The sequence below is a fragment of the Rhizobium sp. 01L419 genome (assembly GCF_056400025.1).
The window spans coordinates 602,700-623,709 of the sequence record NZ_JBFTSM010000002.1 but is presented as its reverse complement, the minus strand read 5'-3'; the positions used below and the strand labels follow the sequence as shown (position 1 = coordinate 623,709).

Below are 21,010 nucleotides of genomic sequence, written 5' to 3'. Positions count from 1 at the left end.
ATCGCATGTCGCTCTTTCCGAGCGAGCGCAGATCCGAAATCAGATTTTTCAGCCGGAGACAGTTATGGCGTCCGTAAACGTGGCAAATGTCCGCAAGAACTATGGTCACCTCGAAGTTTTACACGGGGTCGACGTCGACATCCGCGACGGAGAATTCGTCATCCTCGTCGGTCCCTCCGGCTGTGGCAAGTCGACTTTGCTGCGTATGATCGCGGGGCTTGAGGAAATCTCCGGTGGCAACGTCTCGATCGGCAACAAGGTCGTCAACAATGTCGCTCCGAAGGAGCGCGACATTGCCATGGTCTTTCAATCCTATGCGCTTTATCCGCATATGACGGTCGAAGCGAATATGGGATTTTCGCTGCGACTGGCGAAAGCCCCGAAGGACCAGATCAAGGCGCGTGTCCGCGATGCGGCACAGATCCTCGGCCTCGAACATCTGCTCGACCGCTATCCGCGAAACCTCTCCGGTGGCCAGCGTCAGCGTGTTGCCATGGGTCGCGCCATCGTCCGCCAGCCGCAAGTCTTCCTCTTTGACGAGCCCCTGTCCAACCTCGATGCCAAGCTTCGCGTGCAGATGCGCGCGGAGATCAAGCAGTTGCACCAGCGGCTGAAAACGACGACGGTCTACGTGACGCACGATCAGATCGAAGCCATGACCATGGCCGACCGGATCGTCGTGATGCGGGACGGCTACGTAGAACAGATCGGCTCGCCGCTCGACCTTTACGATCGGCCGGCCAATCTCTTCGTTGCCGGCTTCATCGGCTCACCGGGCATGAATGTCATCAAGGGCAAGATCAGCGCGTCCGGACCGCTTGAATTCATCGCCGACGGAGGGGCTCGCTTGCCACTGCCGGAGAGCGCTGCGGCTGCGCGCGGCGCGGAGGTGGTTTACGGCATTCGGCCGGAGCACCTGATTATCACGCAGGACGGCGTGAGTGCCGAGGTGGCGGTGATCGAGCCGACCGGAGCCGAAACCCAGATTAACGCCAGGCTCGGATCGGATCCGCTGGTGGCCACTGTCAGGGAGCGGCTTTCGCTACGCGCCGGCGACACTGTCAGGATGACGCCGGATATCGGCAAACTGCACCTCTTCGACGCCAAGACCGAAAAGCGCCTGTCGATCGACTAGCGGCTGCGTTGCGTCACCGAATGAAAACGGTGCGGCGATGACCGCCGCACCGTAGCTTGCTTTGACGGGTCGAACCTCAGAACTCTTCCCAGTTGCCGCCCTTCGTATCGAGTGCGGCATTTCCCGAGAATGCGGAGGCAATCTTGCGGCCGAGCGCCCGGGCGGGTGACGGCGCCGGCGCATCGTTTCGCCCGGCGCCACGAACAGGCGCGGAATGCGAAGCATAGCCTGCATCGTTCAGTTTGAACTGAGCCAGAAGCTGGTTGAGCGATGCAACCTCCTTCGCAAGATTGTAGCTTGCAGCGGTCGACTCTTCGACCATGGCAGCGTTCTTCTGCGTATCCTGATCCATCTGATTGACGGCGGTGTTGATCTGGTCGAGGCCCAACGACTGCTCCTGCGATGCTTCGACGATCGCAGCGATATGGCGGTTGATTTCCTGAACCTCCGAAACGATCGCCTGAAGCGCCTTGCCGGTATCGTCGACCAGCTGCACGCCTGCATGGACCTGCGCGTTCGAGGCCGTGATCAGATCCTTGATCTCTCTGGCAGCCGTTGCGGAGCGTTGTGCCAGTTCACGGACTTCCTGCGCGACGACGGCAAAGCCTTTACCCGCTTCGCCGGCGCGGGCTGCTTCAACACCGGCATTGAGCGCCAGCAGGTTCGTCTGGAAGGCGATATCGTCGATGACGCCGATGATGTTGCCGATTTCACCGGAAGACTTGGAGATCTGCTCCATGGCGAGCACGGCCTTGCGGACCACCTCGCCGGAATGTTCGGCACCGGTCTTGGCACGCGCCACGAGCTGGCCTACATCCTGGGCGCGCTTGCTGGAACCCTTGACGGTCGTGGTGATTTCTTCGAGAGCCGCAGCCGTCTCTTCGAGTGCTGCCGCCTGCTGCTCTGTGCGCTTGGCGAGATCGTCGGCAGCCGACTTGATCTCGTTTGCTCCCGAATCGATGCCGCGAGCATTCTGCGATACCCGGTTCAACGCAGATTGCAGCTTGTCGGCGGAGTCATTGAAGTCGCTGCGCACGCCATCGAGTCTTGTCACGAAGGGCTGCGCGATCCGGTAGGACACATCGCCGTCGGCGAGCTTCGACAAGCCGGCAGCGAGATTGTCGACGGCAAACTGGACATCGGCAGCATCCTTCGCCTTTTCCTTCTCGCGCTCGATCTGCTCTCTTTCGCTCATGCTGCGATTGGCTTCTGCCTCCTGCTCGAGGCGAACCCGCTCGATCGCATTCTGCTTGAAGACCTGGACGGCACGGGCCATTGCGCCGATTTCGTCAGGTCGGGCCTGACCTTCGACCTCGACATTGATATCGCCTGCGGCCAGACGTGCCATTGTGCCGGTCGTCTTCTTCATGACCGACGCAATCGAACGCGCAAAGACGAGGAAACCGAGCAGTGAAATGAGCGAAACGACAACTGCGCCGATCGCCGCCATCCAGAGCGCCTGCTGCGATGCTTCCACGATCTCCGTCACATCGGAGCCGATTTCAAAAACACCGATCTTGCGGCCAGAGAAATCTTCGAAGGGAATGGCGGCAACTTCATAATCCTTGCCGCCGAGAGAAGCATGGACTCGGACGCGGTCGCCGTTGAAACCCTCTTGCAATTGCTCCTGAGTGAGGATCGTCTTGTCGCCGAAGGTCGAAGCCTGCGGCACAAATTTCCCGTCCTGCAGGATATGGACCGCAACTTCTGCATCGACGGCATTTGCCAGGGGAGCAAAATAGTCATTCGTGAGCGACGTGCCGACATCGACGACGCCGACAGTCTTGCCGTCCTTGATGACTGGTGCCGAGGCAAACATGCTGACCGCGGTGCGTCCAGGTTCGATGCCGGCATTCAGTTTGCCCTGCGTCAGCGCCGCAACGATCATCTTGCGACGTCCCTTGAGGTCGTCGCCGAAGGTATCGGGCGAATGGATACGTGCGACCGCGGACCCGTCGGAATTGCTGAAGGTAATGAGCTGAAGACCTTGCACCTTAATTGCCGGCAGGCTGGCCGTGTATTTTGCCAGAATGGCTGCTCGATCATTCTTGGCAATCAGATCAGCAGTTTCAGGCTCACCGGCAAGGGCTACCGCAAGCCCGGCTGCCGCCCGCTTCTGAGCCTCCATGTCCGCCTGGATCACGTGCAGGTCCGCCGAGAGCTCCTTCTGAAGCGATTGATCGCTCATCACGTTCTGGCGATACCAGGCAAGACCACCGATTGCCACGCTTGCAAACAAAACGGCGGCGAACCCGTAGGCTGTGATGCGGATCCAAATCGGCCGCTTAATCTGCTCTTCACTCATATTATTCCCTCATGCGTCGAATAGCCTAATCCTTGAGGGAAAAACTTGTTTTTTACTTAATTTTGAATAGTCAATATTATCCAAACAACTCATAGGTTATCTCGCTGCCAATGCGGCGCTGGCGGTGGAAAAACGACCAACTCTCGTATAGGTTGCTGATCATTTGCTGTCCCGTTGATTTCGAAACCGCCACCTTAAGGGGGGCAACGGTCTCTCCATCAACAAACATGAACGTTCGGCCTGACGAGCGTTTCCAGCAGTTCCAAGGCCCTGGCACAGGCGATACGGCGAGCCGTCGAAGTCGCAAGCGGAACCGACGCAATTGCACGGGGCAATCCAGATCCTCCGCCCGTCAGGCCTGCCGCCCTATCTCGCACAGGTAACTCCCCTGCCGCCAAATTCTTTCGTCGCCTGGGATTCGGCAGATTCCGGCGTCCGCGTGCTTCTTCAGATCGTCGATGCGGAAAGCCGGGGCCACGGGCAGGCGGAACAGCTTCGCAGCCTCTTTAGCCTGACCGTTGCGGAAACGAAGGTTGCTGTGCTCGTCGGCAGAAGATGCTCGGTTCCGGAGACCGCAAAAGTCCTTGCCCTTTCCCATCACGGTCAAAACGCATACGGCAAGGCTTCTGTCCAAGACAGGGGTGCGATCTCAAGCGCCATTTGCGCGGTTGGTGGCTTCCGTTCCTGCGAGGCCCGGTCGGCCGTAATGCCGCCTCTATCGCCGAGCGACAACGAAGGGCGTTGTAAAAAACCGAAAATACGGGAAGGTGATGAGTCAACACCCCTTCCCGCTCATCGTATCAGCCTCGCGATCAAGGATCGGCGGTTGTCAGCTCCATTTCCTTGGTATCGACGACGAATACGGCCAGAATTTTTGCCGGCTTCGTCTTGCTGGCATTCGCGCTCACCAGATGATGATCGCCAGGCACTTCGATCCAGTTCTCACCGGTCTTGAAGACCTTTTCTTTGCCGTCGTTCACCTTGCTTCTGATTTCGCCTTCGATGACCGTGGCGTAGATGAAGGCGCTCTTCGCATGGGTGTGCGCCGGATTATATCCACCTGGTCCATATTCGACGAGGACGCCGCGCATGCTTTTGCCTGGGACATTCGGCAATTCATGATCGAAGACGACTGTGATCTTGGCGTTGTGGGCCTGCTGGGCCGCGATGGCCGGGGCTGTAGCAAGGGTCAGCGCCAGCACGGCAATGGTCATGGACTTGAGCATCGTATCTTTCTCCTGTGGGGCTCGCTACGATGCAACCAAGCTAAATCCATACACGGCGGAAGGTCAGATATACGATAGTTTGCTGTCCAAGCCCGCGGCCATCAGAACACATTCCGAGGGGCGGTCGACAACCAGTTAAGGTTGTTGTTGCGGTTGCCGCCAACAACATATATCTCGGAAATGCCACTCGAAATTGTCTTTTTCGCCATCGTTGCGATTGAGGTCAAAATCCCAACCGATCCCATCCCGGAGCGATCGAATGCATATCCAGCCGCAACATCGGATCTATATCTGCTTCTTTCTCTTCGCCATCTCGATGGGCGCGCTGCTCTCACGATTGCCCGATCTTCAGGACGCTTTGGGTGTCAACAAGTCCGAACTCGGCCTCACGCTGATCGGCGCGGCGATCGGTGCGCTTATTTCCCTGACCTTCGCGTCGCCGCTCATCGCTCGGGTCGGGGCGCGCAAGACAGCATTTCTGACGGTGCTCGGCACCTCCGCTCTGCTGGCAACCATCCCCTGGGCCAATGCCGCTTGGCTGGTCTTCTTCATTCTTCTCTGTGAGGGCTTGCTGGCGGGAGCGCTGGAGATCAATCTCAATGTCGAGATCGACCGCATCGAAGCCCAGCTCGGCCGAGGTGTGATGAACAGGGCACATGGCTTTTGGAGCCTTGGATTCTTCCTGACCGCTCTCGTCTCCTCGGCCGTTCGTCAGGCCGGCGTGCCCATGCAACTGCATCTTGCGCTGACCTTAGTCTTCGTTTTGATTGTCGGCACGGTTGTGATCTCAGGCATGAAGAACGCACCGGCCCGCGCCGGGCTCGAGCATGTGGAAGGACCGAGCATAGCGCTGCCGACCTGGGGGCTCATGCCGCTTTGCGTAATTGGCATTGCCGCCTTTCTGGTAGAAGGCGCCGGCATCGACTGGTCGGCGATCTACATGCGCGACGCCTTCGCGGTGGAACCTTTTATCGGCGGCCTTGGGCTGACGCTGTTCACCTTCTTCATGGCCGTGGCTCGCCTATTCGTCGATCCGCTCGTTGACCGGTTTGGCGCGCGCGCCGTAGCCACTTTTCTGCTGGTTTTCTCAGTGGCGGGCCTCTGCGCCGTATGGCTTGCGCCGCACCCTTATGTGGCGCTGTTCGGCTTTGCGCTGATGGGCGGCGGCTGCAGCGCGGTCTACCCTCTGGCGGTTTCCGCAGCAGCGCAGCGGACCGATCGCCCGGCCCATCTCAATGTCGCGGCCCTCGGGCAAATGTCCTTCGTCGTGTTCTTCCTGGCGCCGCCACTGCTCGGCTTCGTTGCCGAGCATGCGGGCATCAGGGTCTCCTATCTCGTCTGCCTGCCGGTCATCATTGCCGCCCTGTGGTTGACGAAAGCGCTGAAGCCGCGTGAGGTTGAGAACAAGACGAGCATCGAAACCACAGCCGATCAGGCAGTACGCGGTTAAAACGCTCGATCGTGGTCGCCTTACCGTGGCGGCACGTGATCCATTAAAGGCTCAGCTTTAATCAGCTTGCCCGGCAGAACGGCGATAGACGAGCGTACAGGGTAATCTCTCGACGCCTGGATCGACCTTCTCGCCTTTCGACAGGCCGAGGATCGCGAGCCCTGCCCGGTGACCGAGTTCCTTGAGCTCCATGTCAACAGTCGTCAGGGGCGGACGCGTCTGCCGTGAGACGACTTCCCAATTGTCGAAACCCACGACCGCGACATCACCGGGGATCGAGATGTTTCTGTCGCGCAGTGCATCGATGACGCCGCGGGCGATCTCGTCGCTGCCGCAGAAGATCGCATCCGGTTTCGCCCCGGATCGCGAGAAGATGGTCTCGATCGCCGCATGCCCCCATTCTTCCGACCAGTCTCCGAACATGACCTCGGCCATCGGCCCGACAAGCTCGCGGTAGGCCTCCGCGCGAATGCAGGCGGCGCGATAATTCTGCTCGCCGGTGATATGCAGGATACGCGATCGGCCGAGACCCTGGAGATGCTCGACCGCAAGCCGCGCGCCCTGTGCGTCATCGGGATGGAAGCTGACGCTGTCCGACGGTCCCTGCGCGAAGACATAGACGACCGGGATGCGCAGCCTGGTCAACTCCGGCGGCGGCTCCAGGTCGATGCGCGTCGCGGTGAAAATGATGCCGTCGACCTGCCTGTCGAGCAGCGCTTCGAGGTGCAGTTTCGCAAGTCGCGGATCGTTGTTGGTGGCGCAGAGGAAAAGCGAGACACCATGGTCGACCAGCACTTCCGATACGCCGCTCGCCATCGGCAGTGTCAGACGCCCATAGGTATCGTTGGTCAGCATGCCGATCGCATGGCTGCGCTTCGTCAACAACCCACGCGCGAGCGCATTCGGACGAAAACCGATCTCCTCGGCGATCCGTCTCACCTTTTCACGCGTTTCGGCATTGGTTCTCCCAGTGCCGTTCAGCGCGTTCGAAGCCGTTGAAATACTCACCCCCGCGGCCTTCGCCACGTCACGGATCGTATGCCGGCCGCCACCCGATTCCTTCAAATTCGCACCCATTCAACTGACTTGTTAAAACCTTTTAGCAGAAATAATTTAGTTGCTAAAAGGTTTTAACAAAAACATGGCCATTCGATGCATACAGCCTGTCGACATGAAAAATTTTCTCATCTAACGTTGTGTTTGTCTCGAGGCAGAGGAGCCTCGCATAAGAGAAGGGGAACCCACATGCTACATTTGAAAACCACGATTGCCGCTGTTGCGCTGCTGGCGAGCTCTTCTCTCGCCAGCGCCGAAGAAATCACGCTCTGGGTGCGGACATCATCGGGCGCGGTGCTTCAAGGCCTGGCCGAAAAGTATAATGCCGCGCATTCCGACAAGGTCAATGTCACCCAGATCACTGCTGAGCAAATGGTGCCGAAGCTTGGCGCCGCAATCGCTGGCGGCGCTGCACCTGATGGTGCGGTCCTCGACCTGATCTACCTGCCGACCTTTGCAGCCAATGACAGCCTTGAAGACATCAGCGATTTCGTCAAAAGCCTGCCTTACGCGGCTGCACTTAGCCCGTCGCACATCCGCCTCGCTACCTATGACGGCAAGGTCTACGGCGTGCCGGCACTGCCTGATGCCTCCATCATCGCCTACAATACCGACCTCTTCAAGAAAGCTGGTCTTGACCCGGATAAGGCACCGGCCTCGCTCGAAGAGATCGCTGCTGATGCCAAGAAGATCCATGCGCTCGACAAGGAAACCTACGGCTTCTACTTCGTCGCCAATTCAGGCAGCTGGCTGATCTACGACTTCCTGCCGCATCTGTGGGCCGCCAATGCCGACGTGCTGAGCGAAGATGGCCGCACTGCCACCGTCGATACGCCGGCGATGCGCGACACTATTGCCGCCTATCGCGACATGTGGAAGGAAGGCGCCATCCACCCAACCTCGCGTTCGGGCAATGGCAACAACGCTGTCGAAGCCTTCGCCTCTGGCAAGGTCGGCATCCTCATGACCGGCTCCTACATCGTCAACCTGCTGACCAGCAAATACCCCGACGTGAAGTTCGCGGTTGCCCCGATCCCGGGCCCGAAGGGCGGCGCATCGAGCTTTGCGGGCGGCGATACGGTAGCGCTCATCAAGGGCATCAGCGAAGAGAAGAAGAAGGTCGCTCTCGACTTCGTCAAGTTCTACATGGAGCCCGAGCAGCAGGTCTACATCACGCAGGAATCGGGCATGCCGTCGCGCACCGATCTTGCCAAGGAAGCCTATGCCAAGTTCGACCAGCGCAATCTCATCGCCTACGACATTCTGGCCAAGGCACGCACGCCCTACACCTTCTCCTCGGATGAGCTCTTCGTCAGCCGTACGGGCCCGTTCCTCAACCTGATCCAGGGCACGATCTTCGGCGACGATGTCGATGGTTCGATCAAGAAGGCGCAGGACGATTTCACCAAGATCCTCGACCGCACCAATCCGTAACTGAATCTGAAGCGGGGCGGTTTTCCGCCCCGCATCCCGGATTGCCGACACGCGGTTTTGAAATCTTCGAGGAAAAATAGTGGTCGACACGCCGACAACTCATACAAAACAGCCGATCTCCGGGGAGCCGGAGCCGAAGGGCTGGCTGGGGCTGGCCTTCATCCTGCCCGGCTTCCTCTTCATCCTGGTGCTGTTTCTCATTCCGCTCGCCATGACCATATGGATGAGCTTCTACAACTGGCCGCTGCTCGGCCGGAAAAAATTCATCGGCTTTGCCAACTACAGCGAACTCCTTGGCGACATGCAGCTCTGGCATTCGCTGGGCTTCACGATGCTTTATACCGTGCTGGTGACGACCGCGATTTTCGTGGTGGCCTTTCCACTGGCATTGCTCGTCGATCGCCCGCTGCGTTCGGCAGGATTTTTCCGCACGATTTTCTTCATGCCTGTCGTGATCGGCTTCGGCGCGGCCTCCACACTCTGGATGTGGCTGCTCAATCCCGATAGCGGCGTCTTCGCGCAGGTACTGCGCGGAATCGGCCTGATCAGTTCGGCTCCGCGCCCACTCGAAAGCTTCTGGCCGGCGATGGCCGTGATCATCCTCATGGTTGTCTGGAAGACCGCCGGCTTTACCATGGTCATTCTGCTGACCGGCCTGCAGGGCATCTCCAACGATGTCATCGAGGCCGCCAAGATCGATGGCGCCAGCGTCTTCAGCCGCTTTCGCCGCATTACCCTGCCGCTGATGCGCAATTCGCTGGTACTGGCGCTGGTGCTCAACGTCACCTCCTCCATGCTCGCCTTCGACCAGTTCTTCATCATCACCCAGGGCGGGCCGGAAAACAGCACGATCTCGGCGGTATTCTCGATCTACCTGGCGTCCTTCTCGTCCTATCGGCTTGGCTACGGCTCAGCGCTCTCCTTTGCGCTGCTGGTCGTGCTGGTCGCCATCAGCGCCATTCAATTCGTGCTGTTGCGCGAGCGCCCGGAGGAAGGCTAATGACCTCGACGCAATTCAGTACAAACAGCAATCCGCGCGGTGGCCAGACGGGCTATCTGCTCTTCCTGCTCGCATCGATCCTGCTTGCTATCTTCTTCATCATGCCGATCGTCTGGTCGCTCGCCAATTCCTTCAAGCCGGCGGCCGAAGCACTTGCCAATCCGGCCGCACTGTTTTCCAAGACCTTCTCGCTGGAGAACTACCGGCGGCTCGAAAATGTGGGCGCCGGCTGGTATGTCTATGCTGCCAATTCGGTGATGATCGCGATCGGCACTGTCCTGCTGACCATTATCGTCTCCGTGCCTGCCGGCTACGGCTTCTCCAAGTTCAGGTTTCCGGGCCAGTCGATCCTCTTCGTGCTGATCATGGCGACGATGATGATCCCGTTCCAGTCGATCCTGACGCCGCTGTTCCTGATCCTGAAACTGCTCGGGCTGCAGAACAACCTGTTCGGCCTGGTGCTGATTTACGTCACCTTCCAGCTGCCGTTCTCCGTCTTCATGATGCGCAATGCCTTTGACGCCGTGCCGAAGGCGCTGATCGAGGCTGCGCGCATCGACGGCGCATCGCAGGCGACGATCCTGCGCCGCATCATGCTGCCGATTGCGCTGCCCGGCGTGGCGACGGTGGCGATGTTTGCCTTCCTCAATTCGTGGAACGAGTTCCTGGCCGCGCTTATCTTCCTGTCGGACCAGAACAAGTTCACATTGCCGATCATGCTGGTGAACGTGTCCTCCGGCCTCTACGGCATCATCGACTGGGGCGCGCTGCAGGCCGGCATCGTGGTCACCATGATCCCCTGCATCATCCTCTTCCTTCTTCTTCAACGCTATTATGTGCGCGGCCTGACGGCCGGCGCCGTGAAATGAGACGCGGCCCGCCCGCTCAAGGAGTTCCCATGCCCATCGCCCAGAAATCCCAATCACGATCCCCGATCGACCGTTACGTGCCGGCCGACCATACGCGCGTCATCTTCAACGGCGGCTTCTGGAGGAGCTGGACTGAGACCGTCCGCAACGTGACCATCCCGACGCAGCACATGCGGCTCGACGAGGAAGGCTTTCTTGAAGTGCTTGATTTCGACAAGCCGGCCGGGCCGCTGGCTCGGCAGATCCAGCCGAGCGGCCTGTCTATGCAGCATTTCTTCGATTCCGATTTCGGCAAATGGATCGAGGCAGCAAGCTATACGCTGAAGAATAATCCGAACCCTGACATCGAGGCAAAGATCGACGCGATCGTCGAGAAACTCGAACATGGCCAGATGGCCGACGGCTATCTCAACAGCTGGTTCATCCGCCGCGAACCGGAAAAGCGCTGGACCAATCTGCGCGATCTGCACGAAATGTACTCGATGGGCCATCTTCTGGAAGGCGCCGTCGCCTATTTCGAAGCGACGGGCAAGCGCCGCTTCCTCGATGTGATGATCCGCGCCGTCGACCATATCATCGACACGTTCGGCCGTGAGCCAGGCAAGCTGCGCGGTTATGATGCACATGAGGAAATCGAACTGGCGCTGGTCAAGCTCTACCGGGTGACCAAGGATCCGCGCCACCTCGATCTCGCCACCTATTTCGTCGACGAGCGCGGCCAGATGCCGTCCTATTATGACGAAGAGGCGCGCAAACGCGGCGACGATCCGGGCGACTACGTGTTCCACACCTATGCCTACAGCCAGGCACACATGCCGGTGCGCGAACAGACGCAGGTCGTGGGTCATGCCGTGCGCGCCATGTATCTGTTCTCGGCGATGGCCGACCTTGCCTTCGAAAATGACGACGAGAACCTGAAGAGCGCCTGCGACCGGCTGTTCGACAATCTGGTGGGACGCCAGCTCTATGTCACCGGCGGCCTCGGTCCCTCGGCCTCCAACGAAGGCTTCACCCGCGAATATGACCTGCCGAATGAGACTGCATATGCCGAGACCTGTGCTGCGGTAGCCCTCGGTTTCTTCAGCCATCGCATGGCTCAGATCGAACTCGACAGCAAGTTCACCGACAGGCTCGAAACCGTGCTCTACAACGGCGCGCTGTCCGGCATCTCGCGCGACGGCGAACATTATTTCTATGAGAATGTGCTCGAAAGCCACGGCCAGAACCGCCGCTGGAAATGGCATTATTGCCCCTGCTGCCCGACGAATATCGCCCGCTTCATCACTTCGCTCGGCCAGTATTTCTACTCGACCAAGGCTGATGAAGTGGCGATCCATCTCTACGGCGAAAATGCCGCGGAGCTCTCGGTCGGCAACGCATTCCTGCGCCTGAAGCAGAACACCGAATATCCGTGGAATGGCGATGTCAGGATTTCGCTCGGCCTTGACCAGCCGAAGCGTTTCACGCTGCGCCTGCGCGTTCCCGGCTGGTGCCGCCATGCCGAGGCTTTCATCAATGGCGAGGCCATCAAGCTCGATGTCAGCAAGGGCTATGCCGCAATCGCACGTGAATGGAAGGATGGCGACGAGGTTCGGTTGGCCTTCGACATGCCCATCGATCGCCTTTATGCCCATCCTGCCGCGACCGAAGATAATGGCCGCTTTGCGCTGCGGCGCGGGCCGGTGATCTTCTGCGTCGAGGAAGCCGATCTCGGCACCGAGCCGCAGCGCCTGAGGCTGCCCTCACAGGGCGAGATTGCCGCAAGCTTCGACGCAACGCTTCTCGGCGGCGCCACGGTTCTCGAAGGCGATGCGCTCGAAGCTGATGCTTCGGACTGGCGGGACACGCTCTATCGCACTCAGCCACCGGCGCTGAAGACGACGCGGTTCAGGGCGATCCCCTACCATCTCTGGGCAAACCGAGAGCCGGGCGCGATGGCTGTCTGGCTGCACGAAAAGTAGGGAGATCACAATGGCACGCCTTGAACTGCGCAACGTGGTGAAATCCTACGGCATCTACGAAGCCGTGCGCGGCATCAACCTCAATATTGAAGACAATGAATTCGTTGTCTTCGTCGGCCCATCCGGCTGCGGCAAATCGACGACGCTGCGCATGATCGCCGGCCTGGAGCACATCACCGGCGGTGATATCGTCATCGGCGATCAGGTCGTCAACCGGCTTGGGCCCGGCAAGCGCGACATTGCCATGGTATTCCAGAACTACGCGCTCTATCCGCACATGAGCGTGCGCGAAAACATCTCCTTCTGCCTTGAGCAGCAGAAACTGCCGAAGGCGGAGATCGACGAGCGCATCAGCCGCGCGGCCGAGACCCTGCATATTACCGAGCTTCTTTCGCGGCGCCCCGGCCAGCTTTCGGGTGGGCAGCGCCAGCGTGTGGCCATGGGGCGCGCCATCGTGCGCAATCCCAAGGTCTTCCTGTTCGACGAGCCACTGTCCAACCTCGATGCCAAGCTGCGCGTGCAGATGCGCACCGAGATCAAGCGCCTGCATCAATTGCTGCCGACCACGACTGTCTATGTCACCCACGACCAGGTTGAGGCCATGACCATGGCCGATCGCGTCGTCGTCATGAATGGCGGCATTATCGAACAGGCCGGACCACCGCAGGAACTTTACCATCATCCTGTCAGCCAGTTCGTGGCCGGCTTTATCGGCTCGCCGTCCATGAATTTTCTCAACGCAACGCTTGAGGCTGAGGGCGACGGGCTGGTTGTCGTCCTGGAAGACGGTAGCCGGCTTGCGGTCCCTGCCACGCGCGCCCAGGAATACCGGGCGCATGCCGGCGAGGCGGTCATCTTCGGAATCCGGCCGGAATCGATATCGAGCCTGACGCCGAAACCGGGCTTTGAAACCATCGAGGCGAATGTTGATCTCGTCGAGCCGCTGGGTCCGGAAACGATGATCTACTTCGACATCGGCTCAGTCATCATGTGCGCCAACGTCGATCCGGAGAGCGATCCGCGCCCACGCACGAAAATGCCGCTCTCCTTCAACATGAACCGCATGCATCTCTTCGATCCCGTCGGCGGCAGGTCTCTTTCGACCTGATCTCCGGTGGGTGCAGCGACGAACGCCCTCGGCTTAGCCGAGGGGACCGCCGCGATCGCGTACCATCTGCCTCAGACGGGTGAAGACCGCAGGCGATTGGCGCACGCCGTCATGCTCGAATTCGTTGGTCACCCAGGTCTGAACATTGCCGACATCACGCGCGGTCGCAAGCGATAGCTCCGCGTCGACATACATGTCGTCAAAATAGACCGCGGCGGCCACTGGGATCTCGTTCGATATCAATAGGGCTGGATCATAGAGCGGCTCGAATCCATCGTAGCGCGCCAGCGCTTCCACCGCATCGCGGAATGGCCGCAGCGAGCGGATTTCCTCGAACATCCACGGATACATCATCTCGCCGGTCAGATAGAGCGGCCGGCTCCCCTCACCGAATTCAGCAAACTCCGACCGGATGCGCTCCGCCGCCCAGCCGGTCGCGCCCTTGCCCTGTCCGTAGATGCTCTCCTGCAGCACCACGAACATCGGGTTGCCGTCGTAGGAGGTCAGCGACAAGGCCGAGGCGAGGAAGGCATCGGAGAACCGCGTTTCCTCCGGATCGGAGAAGGCTTCGTCCACCAGCCAATGCACATTTTCGTAACCCGGCGCCATGCCGAAATCGATGCCGATGGTCTGCAGCCTGCGCACAGTCAGGCGGTCCCCGTCAGGCAGTCGGACATCTTCGGCGTCGATGCGCTCGGCGATCCGGGCAATGCGATCGCGATCGGCGGGATAACGCTTGTAGTACTCCCGGTTCTTGGCGGCGACGCGCGGATAGGTGCGGCGATAGACGTCATCCGCAGTGGCTGAGAGCCCCGCAAGACCGCCCGCGACATAACAAGCAGCCAGCCCTTCGGGTGCATGCGACAGATAGGTGAGCGTCAGGAATCCGCCATAGCTCTGGCCGAGCGTCTCCCATCGCGTGCCGCCGAACACGCTCTTCCTGAAATACTCGCAATCGGCGACGATGCTGTCGGCGCGGAAATGACTGAGATAATCTGCTCCTGCCTTTCCATCCGCAAACGCTGCCATGGTGGCGCTCTCTATGCGCGTGCTTCTGCCCGTGCCACGCTGATCCAGCAGCACGACACGATAGGTCTTGAGCGCCTCGCCAAGCCAAGATGGACCGCCGCCGATCGGCCGTGGCGACTTTCCGCCTGGGCCGCCTTGCAGGAAGAGCAGGATAGGCAATTTTTCCTGCTTGCGCGCGGGATCGCAGGCCTCGCGCGCGAAGACCTTGATCGACGCGCCATCGGGCCTTTTCCAGTCGAGCGGTACGTCGACGAGATGGTCGCGGACTTGGACGCCGGGTATCGTGTATTCGCTGACGAGCATGTGAAATCCTGTGGAATGTTTGTCGACACAGTGCCTACAATTGCCCTATGCTGGAATCAAGCACTCAATTTCGGCAAAAATTACGGATATATAGCGTGTCTCTTCCGATCTGGTCCCATCCTGTCGCCGCTATCACAGGCGAAGAAAGAAGCGGCCGCCTGTCGAGCCTGCGCGAACGTATGCAGGCCGACGGCATTGCCGCCACCCTGCTCGGCCCGACCGGAAGTCTACGCTATTTCACCGGCCTCGTCTGGCACCTGAGCGAGCGGCTGCTCGGCGCGGTCGTGACCGACGACAAGCTCACCTACATCGTACCCGGCTTCGAGTGTAGCCGCGTCGAAACCCTGCCGCATCTGCCGGGCGACATTGCCGTTTGGGAAGAAGAGGAAAGCCCCGCCGCATTGGTCTCGCGGCTGGTCGGCCCGTCCGGCAAGCTCGCGCTCGACGATGCGCTGCCGCTTGCCTTCTACCACGCTTTTACCGGCGTGATGGGCGCTGCTCGTCTTGTTGACGGCGGTCCAATGATCCGCGCGCTGCGGGCCATCAAATCGCCGGCGGAGATCGCGATCATCCGCTACGCGATGGGCATCACGCTGGATGTTCATCGCAAGGTCCACGATATGATCACGCCTGGTGTGGCCGCCTCGGATGTGGTGCGCTTCATCGACCAGCAGCATCGGGCTGCAGGTGCGGAGGGTGGCTCAAGCTTCTGCATCGTCTCGTTCGGCGAAGCCACCTCGCTGCCGCACGGGGCGGATGGTGAACAGATCCTGCAGGCTGGTGACGTCATTCTCGTCGACACTGGCTGCCGCATCGATGGATATCACTCCGATCTGACGCGCACCTATATGCTCGACAGCGGCTATGGCGCATTCGAACGTGCATGGGCAATCGAGCGCGAGGGACAGCAGGCCGTTTTCGATGCAGCAAAACTTGGTGCGCCCTGTGAAAGCCTCGATGCTGCAGCCCGCCACGTGTTGGCACGGCATGGCCTCGGCCCGGACTACAGCCTGCCCGGCCTGCCGCATCGCGCTGGCCATGGCCTCGGCCTCGAAATCCACGAGGCGCCTTATATCGTCCGGGGCAATAAGACCCCACTGGCACCTGGCATGTGCTTCTCGAACGAGCCGATGGTCGTATTCCCGGGCGCATTCGGTGTTCGCCTCGAAGACCACATTTACATGGCCGAAGACGGCCCGCACTGGTTCACAGTGCCGGCAGAAAATCCCTGCGCGGTTTAAGTCTCGTTTCGCAAGCGTGCCCGAACAAGGCCACCTGACGCCACCGGTCCTTCGTAACGGGGTTGCGCGTCGGGCATTGGCGTGAGCCGATGACGCCTGTCGGTCGCTGTCGCTGTCGCTGTTGATCTGATCCGTCAGCCCAGACCTTGCGGATCGGCTCGCCCCGCCTTGTCACGACGGCTTGGCTAGTTAGTGACACTACGCATCTCCGCCACTTACACAAAAGCGTCACCGATCGCCGTTATGTTAAGTCATCCGAATGAATTTAGGATTCATCCGAATGATTGAAGAACAACATTCGATCGACGCGAGATCACGGTCTGGCCAGTGGCAGATCGTCGAAAAACAGATCAACAGGGATATTGCGTCGGGCGCGCTCCAACCGGGAAGCCGGTTGCCGACGGAAACCGAGATCATGGAGCAGTTCGGCGTCGGCCGCCACACCGTGCGGCGGGCGATTGCAGAGCTTGCCTCAGCCGGCAAGGTGCGGGTCGAACAGGGACGCGGCACTTTCGTGGAAGAGCACTCGGTCCTCATCTACAATATCGCCCGGCGAACACGCTTCCGCAAAAACCTGCTCGAACAGGGACGCGTCCCCTCCGGCCAGCCCGTCTCGGAGTCCGAGATCGTGGCGCCGCCCGGCGTCGCTGCGGCGCTGAAGCTTCCCGAAGGCGCAAAGGTCTACATGATCGCCCGACGCGGCTTTGCCGACGACGTGCCGATCAGCCTCAGTCACTCATACCATCCGGTGGAGCGTTTCCCAAACATGCATCTGCGGCGCCGCGCAGGTGAATCTGTCACCAGCATCTACGCTGCCTTCGGTATTCCTGACTATATCAGGCAGAGCACGATGATCCTCACTCGTCGCGCGATCGGCGATGAGGCGCAGCTTCTCGCACAGTCGCAGCAGCAGCCGGTGCTCGTCGTCCAGAAGACCGACGTCGACATGGAAGCCCGGCCGATCGCTTATTCCGAGACGGTCTGGGCTGGCGAACGCGTGCAATTCAGCATTGACAATGAGCCGGAGGATCGCGTTGCGACCCCGGCGAAAGGACAGGACGATGAATGACACCACGGAAGCCGGCGCCCCCCCTGCCAGCTTCAGCCATGCAAGCATGCTCGACATACTTGCGAGGGCCGATGCCGAAGAAATCAAGGCCGTCGCAGAGGATTTGCTCGATGAACTCGGACCGGTTGAGGTTTTCGTAAACCGCACCGGCCTCGCGATGCTGCCCTATACCGATACCGTGCAGAACATCGCCTTCCACCTCGGCGAGGTGCTGATGTCCGAAGCCCATATCCGCCTGCCGGATTATGGCGTGGACGGCTATGGCGCTATCATCGGGCGCGATCTCGAACATGCGATGGCCATGGCTGTCATCGATGCGAGTTTCACAGCCGAGATCGGCAAGGCTGGCATCGAGAATTTTCTGACCAGCGCACAGCATCGCCAGACAGAGGACGACGAAATCAAGCTGCGCAAGGTCGAAGCGACGCGCGTGCGCATGGAGACCTTCTGATGACACAGAGCTTGCTCCTTCCGACTGATGAAGACATGCGCTCCAACGCCACCTTCGACGCGCTGATGTGGGCACTTGCCCGCCCCGGTCGCGTCCAACCCCTGCCCTTTCCGGGCCTTTTCGCACTGGCCGAAAGCCTGCTCGATCGCGAATGCAGCTTCTTTTGCGCAGACGAAAGATTGAAAGCCGATATCACCAGAACCGGCGCCAACGCCGTTGCCCTGCCGCAGGCGGAATATGTCTTCGCATCGATCAGCGATAGCACCGCGGTGTCGGCACTTTCGGCGATGCTGTCCGGCAACCTTCTCTATCCTGATGCATCGGCAACGATCTTCGCGCAGGCACAGATCGGTGCAGGAACTCGGCTTCGCCTGGCCGGCCCCGGCGTGAACGGTTCCATCGATATCGATATCGGCGGTGTGCATCCGGATTTCTGGGCACTCCGCGCCGAAGCAATCCGCTATCCGCTTGGTTGGGACATCTATCTTGCCGACGGTGCAAGCCTGATCGGCATTCCACGCTCTACAAAGATAGAGGTGCTTTGATGGCCTATGTTGCAACACGTGGCGGCGAGCACGCCATTGAACAATCCGAACGCCTCTATCGCGAAGAATTGGGGCAGATCGACAAGGCCCGTGTCGACGCGATCGGCGAAGGCCTGCCCTATCTCGTCGACCGCGTCATGGGCGAGGCATCGCTTTATGCGCCGGAGCTTGCCGCACTTGCGCTCGCCCAGTCCGGCGGCGATCTCTACGAAGCTGTGCTGCTGCTGCGCGCCTATCGCACCACCCAGCCGCGCCTGACGATCGCCGAACCGGTTCGCCAGCAGGATCTCTTCACCGTCAGGCGTATTTCGGCCGCCTTCAAGGACATCCCGGGCGGCCAGATCCTCGGACCGACGCTCGATTATTCGCACCGGCTGCTGAATGTCGACGTGCTGAACGGTACGGCTCTCGTTCCCGAGCCTGTGGAGGCGGCAGACACACCGGCGCCGGCCACGCAGCCGTCGCTGACGGACTGGCAGAAAGCGCAGGGCCTGATCGCGGAGACGCCGACCGAGACCGTGCCGCTCGACGAGATCCCCGATGTCACCCGCGAGCCACTGCTCTTCCCGGCAAGCCGCGCGCACAAGCTGCAGAGCCTTGCGCGTGCAGATACCGGCGGCACCTTGGCGCTCGGCTACTCCACCATGCGCGGCTATGGAAGCGTACATCCGACCGTCAACGAATTGCGGCTCGCCGAAGCCGAAGTGCGCATCCGCCACCCGCGCGGCACGCTCTTCAGCGCCGGACGCGTGCGTGTCAGCCAGACGGAAGTCATCTCCAAGAGCAAGGGCCTGGAGCTCGGCTTTTCCGCCACCTTCGGCTGGAACGAGGTGAAGGTCATCGCCGCCGCCTCGCTCGATCTCGCATCCAATCAGCCCAATCCTCATCCGGCCTCGAATGAGGAGTTCGTCCTCTACCATACGGAACCCGTCGAAAGCTCGGGCTTCTGCATTCACTTCAAGCTACCCCACTATGTCACCTTCCAGTCGAGCCTCGATGCACTGAGGCGCGTGAAGGCCGACAAGGCAGCCAATGAAACCAGCGCGGCCAAGCAGGCCGAACTCGAAAAGGCAATGCCGTGAAACTCGATCAACTGACCAAACCTTGGGCGGCCTTCAGCTACGGCTTCCTGGACGAATCCGCCAAGCGCGAGATGCGCCGCCGCATCCTGAAGGCCATCGCCATTCCCGGTTATCAAGTCCCCTATGCCAGCCGCGAGGTGCCGATTGCCCGTGGCTGGGGCACCGGCGGGCTGCAGGTAACGCTGACCCTTCTCAAACCGACCTCCGTCGTCAAGGTCATCGACCAGGGGGCCGACGATTCCGTCAATGCCAGCAGCATCCGCAAGTTCCTGCGCCGCGTCGGCTCGGTCCGCGAAACGCTGGATACGCTGGAGGCCGATATCATCCAGTCGCGTCATCGCATTCCTGAGGAGAAGCTGCGCGAAGACCAGATCCTCGTGCTGCAGGTTCCCAATCCCGAGCCGCTGCGGTCCGTCCAGCCGGACATGTCGGAAGCCCGTATCATGCATGGCGATGCGGATTACGGCCAGCTCTGGCTGACGCTCTACGAACAGCTCGTGCGTTCCGGCCGCATCATGCAGGGTTCGAGCTATCCGAGCATGGTCAATGGGCGCCATGTTATGACACCTTCGCCGATCCCCCGCTGGGACGTGCCGAAGATGAACCAGGCGGCGAACCTTACGATCCTCTCCGCCGGCCGCGAAAAACGTATCCACGCCGTGCCGCCCTACACGCGCGTCGAACCGCTCGTCTTCGACGACGTGCCCTACCGGGTCGAGGATCATGCTGACAAGATTTGTCACCGCAGCGGCGTAACAGGCTACTTCATGAACGAGTTGCCGCAAGACGACGGCTCTTCGGCCTTCGAGGTCTCCGACAGTCAGTACGGCGTCAAGCATATCCAAAAGCGGGATGGCGAGGCCGTTGCCATCGGCGAGACCTACTACAAGCAAGGCAGGATCGAGCAATGAGTGCCGCAAATCTTTCTGCTTCCAATCTTTCTGCTTCCGGGCGCCAGCCGCCGCGGCTGATGCTGTCCTCGCCCATCCTGACGATGAGCGGCATCCGCAAGAGCTTTGGCGATGTGCAGGCGTTGCGCAGCGTCGATGTCACCGTCTATCCTGGCGAAGTGCTCGGCATCGTCGGCGAATCCGGCTCGGGTAAATCGACGCTGCTGCGTATGATGAACCTCGAAGACAGAGCCGACGGCGGCGAATACAGGCTGGCGCTGCCCGGCCGCGAGGATCTCAACCTCTTCACGCTCGACCGTTTCGAGCGGCGCATGCTGCGAGCACGCCATATCGGCATCGTCTACCAGAACCCGCATCTCGGGCTCCGGATGAACAACACGAGCAGCGGCAATGTCGCAGAGCGGCTGCTGATTGCCGGCGAGCGGAATTTCGCGAGACTTCGTGCCCGCGCCAGGGGCGCGCTCGATGCTTCGGAATTCCCGGTCGCGCGCATGGATGCCCGGCCCGCGGAACTCTCGGGCGGCATGCAGCAGCGCGTGCAGCTTGCCAAGGCAATCGCGCTTGAGCCGGCCCTGCTCCTGCTCGACGAGCCGACGACGGGGCTCGATGTCAGCGTCCAGGCGCTGGTGCTCGACACGCTGAAGCGGTTGCAGCGTGAACGCCGGATCACCATCGTCATCGTCTCGCATGATCTCGGTGTTATCCGCACGATGGCAGACCGTGTGATGGTGATGCGCAATGGGGAAGCCGTGGAAGAGGGCCTCGCCGACCAGATCTTCCAGGATCCGCAGCATGAATATACCCAGCAGCTCGTGCATGCGAAGCTTTGACAGGA

18 protein-coding genes are annotated in these 21,010 nt (G+C 60.4%); 14 read left to right on the top strand and 4 right to left on the bottom strand.

Features of this window, described 5'->3' with window-relative positions; all coding sequences use genetic code 11:
* The first annotated feature begins 64 nt into the window (after positions 1 to 64).
* A complete protein-coding gene (locus AC1DUP_RS06665) occupies positions 65 to 1,135 on the top strand; it encodes a sn-glycerol-3-phosphate ABC transporter ATP-binding protein UgpC (RefSeq protein ID WP_113307540.1) in 1,071 nt (356 codons plus the stop codon).
* Between the two features lie 76 nt (positions 1,136 to 1,211).
* Here AC1DUP_RS06665 and AC1DUP_RS06660 read toward each other — a convergent pair whose 3' ends face one another.
* Together AC1DUP_RS06660 and AC1DUP_RS06655 are read right to left on the bottom strand one after the other, a co-directional pair.
* A complete protein-coding gene (locus AC1DUP_RS06660) occupies positions 1,212 to 3,440 on the bottom strand; it encodes a methyl-accepting chemotaxis protein (RefSeq protein ID WP_113307539.1) in 2,229 nt (742 codons plus the stop codon).
* 812 nt (positions 3,441 to 4,252) lie between these two features.
* Positions 4,253 to 4,666 (bottom strand): cupin domain-containing protein, encoded by a 414-nt coding sequence (locus AC1DUP_RS06655; RefSeq protein ID WP_113296567.1) that lies wholly within the window; start codon positions 4,664 to 4,666, stop codon positions 4,253 to 4,255.
* A gap of 259 nt (positions 4,667 to 4,925) precedes the next feature.
* Here AC1DUP_RS06655 and AC1DUP_RS06650 point away from each other — a divergent pair, with 259 nt between their 5' ends.
* Positions 4,926 to 6,116 carry an MFS transporter gene (locus tag AC1DUP_RS06650; RefSeq protein WP_113296568.1) on the top strand — a complete coding sequence of 397 codons (1,191 nt, stop codon included), beginning with the start codon at positions 4,926 to 4,928 and terminating at the stop codon, positions 6,114 to 6,116.
* A 57-nt stretch (positions 6,117 to 6,173) separates the two neighbouring features.
* On the opposite strand, the gene AC1DUP_RS06645 is transcribed toward AC1DUP_RS06650, so the two are convergent.
* Positions 6,174 to 7,193: a LacI family DNA-binding transcriptional regulator gene (locus AC1DUP_RS06645; RefSeq protein WP_477832263.1), complete on the bottom strand. Its 1,020-nt coding sequence runs from the start codon at positions 7,191 to 7,193 to the stop codon at positions 6,174 to 6,176.
* Between the two features lie 168 nt (positions 7,194 to 7,361).
* Between AC1DUP_RS06645 and AC1DUP_RS06640 the strand changes: the two genes are divergently transcribed.
* The 5 genes from AC1DUP_RS06640 (at position 7,362) to AC1DUP_RS06620 (ending at position 13,544) form a co-directional block, all read left to right on the top strand.
* Complete coding sequence (locus AC1DUP_RS06640) at positions 7,362 to 8,606, top strand: ABC transporter substrate-binding protein (RefSeq protein WP_113296569.1); 1,245 nt, start codon at positions 7,362 to 7,364, stop codon at positions 8,604 to 8,606.
* Between the two features lie 79 nt (positions 8,607 to 8,685).
* Positions 8,686 to 9,606 carry a carbohydrate ABC transporter permease gene (locus tag AC1DUP_RS06635; protein WP_113296570.1) on the top strand — a complete coding sequence of 307 codons (921 nt, stop codon included), beginning with the start codon at positions 8,686 to 8,688 and terminating at the stop codon, positions 9,604 to 9,606.
* Positions 9,606 to 10,475 (top strand): carbohydrate ABC transporter permease, encoded by an 870-nt coding sequence (locus AC1DUP_RS06630; protein ID WP_113307537.1) that lies wholly within the window; start codon positions 9,606 to 9,608, stop codon positions 10,473 to 10,475. The genes AC1DUP_RS06635 and AC1DUP_RS06630 overlap by 1 nt, the downstream gene beginning before the upstream one ends.
* Before the next feature lie 29 nt (positions 10,476 to 10,504).
* The gene (locus AC1DUP_RS06625; protein ID WP_113307536.1) at positions 10,505 to 12,436 is read left to right on the top strand and encodes a glycoside hydrolase family 127 protein; all 1,932 of its coding nucleotides are present in this window, start codon (positions 10,505 to 10,507) and stop codon (positions 12,434 to 12,436) included.
* Positions 12,437 to 12,446: 10 nt separating this feature from the next.
* Complete coding sequence (locus tag AC1DUP_RS06620) at positions 12,447 to 13,544, top strand: sn-glycerol-3-phosphate ABC transporter ATP-binding protein UgpC (protein WP_113307535.1); 1,098 nt, start codon at positions 12,447 to 12,449, stop codon at positions 13,542 to 13,544.
* A 33-nt stretch (positions 13,545 to 13,577) separates the two neighbouring features.
* Here the strand turns inward: AC1DUP_RS06620 and AC1DUP_RS06615 are convergent, their stop codons facing one another.
* Positions 13,578 to 14,876: an alpha/beta fold hydrolase gene (locus AC1DUP_RS06615; RefSeq protein WP_113307534.1), complete on the bottom strand. Its 1,299-nt coding sequence runs from the start codon at positions 14,874 to 14,876 to the stop codon at positions 13,578 to 13,580.
* Between the two features lie 95 nt (positions 14,877 to 14,971).
* Between AC1DUP_RS06615 and AC1DUP_RS06610 the strand changes: the two genes are divergently transcribed.
* The 7 genes from AC1DUP_RS06610 (at position 14,972) to AC1DUP_RS06580 (ending at position 21,005) form a co-directional block, all read left to right on the top strand.
* A complete protein-coding gene (locus AC1DUP_RS06610; protein WP_477832262.1) occupies positions 14,972 to 16,117 on the top strand; it encodes a M24 family metallopeptidase in 1,146 nt (381 codons plus the stop codon).
* Between the two features lie 280 nt (positions 16,118 to 16,397).
* Positions 16,398 to 17,186 (top strand): phosphonate metabolism transcriptional regulator PhnF, encoded by a 789-nt coding sequence (phnF, locus tag AC1DUP_RS06605; protein WP_113307532.1) that lies wholly within the window; start codon positions 16,398 to 16,400, stop codon positions 17,184 to 17,186.
* Complete coding sequence (locus tag AC1DUP_RS06600; protein WP_113307531.1) at positions 17,179 to 17,637, top strand: phosphonate C-P lyase system protein PhnG; 459 nt, start codon at positions 17,179 to 17,181, stop codon at positions 17,635 to 17,637. Before phnF ends, AC1DUP_RS06600 begins: the two co-directional genes overlap by 8 nt.
* Positions 17,637 to 18,182, top strand: coding sequence for a phosphonate C-P lyase system protein PhnH (phnH, locus tag AC1DUP_RS06595; protein WP_113307530.1), 546 nt, complete (start codon positions 17,637 to 17,639; stop codon positions 18,180 to 18,182). Before AC1DUP_RS06600 ends, phnH begins: the two co-directional genes overlap by 1 nt.
* On the top strand, positions 18,182 to 19,264 hold the full coding sequence (locus AC1DUP_RS06590; RefSeq protein ID WP_113307529.1) for a carbon-phosphorus lyase complex subunit PhnI: 1,083 nt from the start codon (positions 18,182 to 18,184) through the stop codon (positions 19,262 to 19,264). The genes phnH and AC1DUP_RS06590 overlap by 1 nt, the downstream gene beginning before the upstream one ends.
* Positions 19,261 to 20,175 carry an alpha-D-ribose 1-methylphosphonate 5-phosphate C-P-lyase PhnJ gene (locus tag AC1DUP_RS06585; RefSeq protein ID WP_113307528.1) on the top strand — a complete coding sequence of 305 codons (915 nt, stop codon included), beginning with the start codon at positions 19,261 to 19,263 and terminating at the stop codon, positions 20,173 to 20,175. Before AC1DUP_RS06590 ends, AC1DUP_RS06585 begins: the two co-directional genes overlap by 4 nt.
* Positions 20,172 to 21,005: an ATP-binding cassette domain-containing protein gene (locus AC1DUP_RS06580; protein ID WP_113307527.1), complete on the top strand. Its 834-nt coding sequence runs from the start codon at positions 20,172 to 20,174 to the stop codon at positions 21,003 to 21,005. The genes AC1DUP_RS06585 and AC1DUP_RS06580 overlap by 4 nt, the downstream gene beginning before the upstream one ends.
* Positions 21,006 to 21,010: the final 5 nt, after the last annotated feature.

Excerpts from the sequence above, each read along its gene's own strand:
- AC1DUP_RS06650 (WP_113296568.1), top strand. The coding sequence starts at position 4,926 with ATGCATATCCAGCCGCAACATCGGATCTATATCTGCTTCTTTCTCTTC.
- AC1DUP_RS06660 (WP_113307539.1), bottom strand. The coding sequence starts at position 3,440 with ATGAGTGAAGAGCAGATTAAGCGGCCGATTTGGATCCGCATCACAGCC.
- AC1DUP_RS06640 (WP_113296569.1), top strand. The coding sequence starts at position 7,362 with ATGCTACATTTGAAAACCACGATTGCCGCTGTTGCGCTGCTGGCGAGC.
- AC1DUP_RS06615 (WP_113307534.1), bottom strand. The coding sequence starts at position 14,876 with ATGCTCGTCAGCGAATACACGATACCCGGCGTCCAAGTCCGCGACCAT.
- AC1DUP_RS06655 (WP_113296567.1), bottom strand. The coding sequence starts at position 4,666 with ATGCTCAAGTCCATGACCATTGCCGTGCTGGCGCTGACCCTTGCTACA.
- AC1DUP_RS06600 (WP_113307531.1), top strand. The coding sequence starts at position 17,179 with ATGAATGACACCACGGAAGCCGGCGCCCCCCCTGCCAGCTTCAGCCAT.
- AC1DUP_RS06590 (WP_113307529.1), top strand. The coding sequence starts at position 18,182 with ATGGCCTATGTTGCAACACGTGGCGGCGAGCACGCCATTGAACAATCC.
- AC1DUP_RS06630 (WP_113307537.1), top strand. The coding sequence starts at position 9,606 with ATGACCTCGACGCAATTCAGTACAAACAGCAATCCGCGCGGTGGCCAG.
- AC1DUP_RS06625 (WP_113307536.1), top strand. The coding sequence starts at position 10,505 with ATGCCCATCGCCCAGAAATCCCAATCACGATCCCCGATCGACCGTTAC.
- AC1DUP_RS06620 (WP_113307535.1), top strand. The coding sequence starts at position 12,447 with ATGGCACGCCTTGAACTGCGCAACGTGGTGAAATCCTACGGCATCTAC.
- phnH (WP_113307530.1), top strand. The coding sequence starts at position 17,637 with ATGACACAGAGCTTGCTCCTTCCGACTGATGAAGACATGCGCTCCAAC.
- AC1DUP_RS06665 (WP_113307540.1), top strand. The coding sequence starts at position 65 with ATGGCGTCCGTAAACGTGGCAAATGTCCGCAAGAACTATGGTCACCTC.
- phnF (WP_113307532.1), top strand. The coding sequence starts at position 16,398 with ATGATTGAAGAACAACATTCGATCGACGCGAGATCACGGTCTGGCCAG.
- AC1DUP_RS06580 (WP_113307527.1), top strand. The coding sequence starts at position 20,172 with ATGAGTGCCGCAAATCTTTCTGCTTCCAATCTTTCTGCTTCCGGGCGC.
- AC1DUP_RS06645 (WP_477832263.1), bottom strand. The coding sequence starts at position 7,193 with ATGGGTGCGAATTTGAAGGAATCGGGTGGCGGCCGGCATACGATCCGT.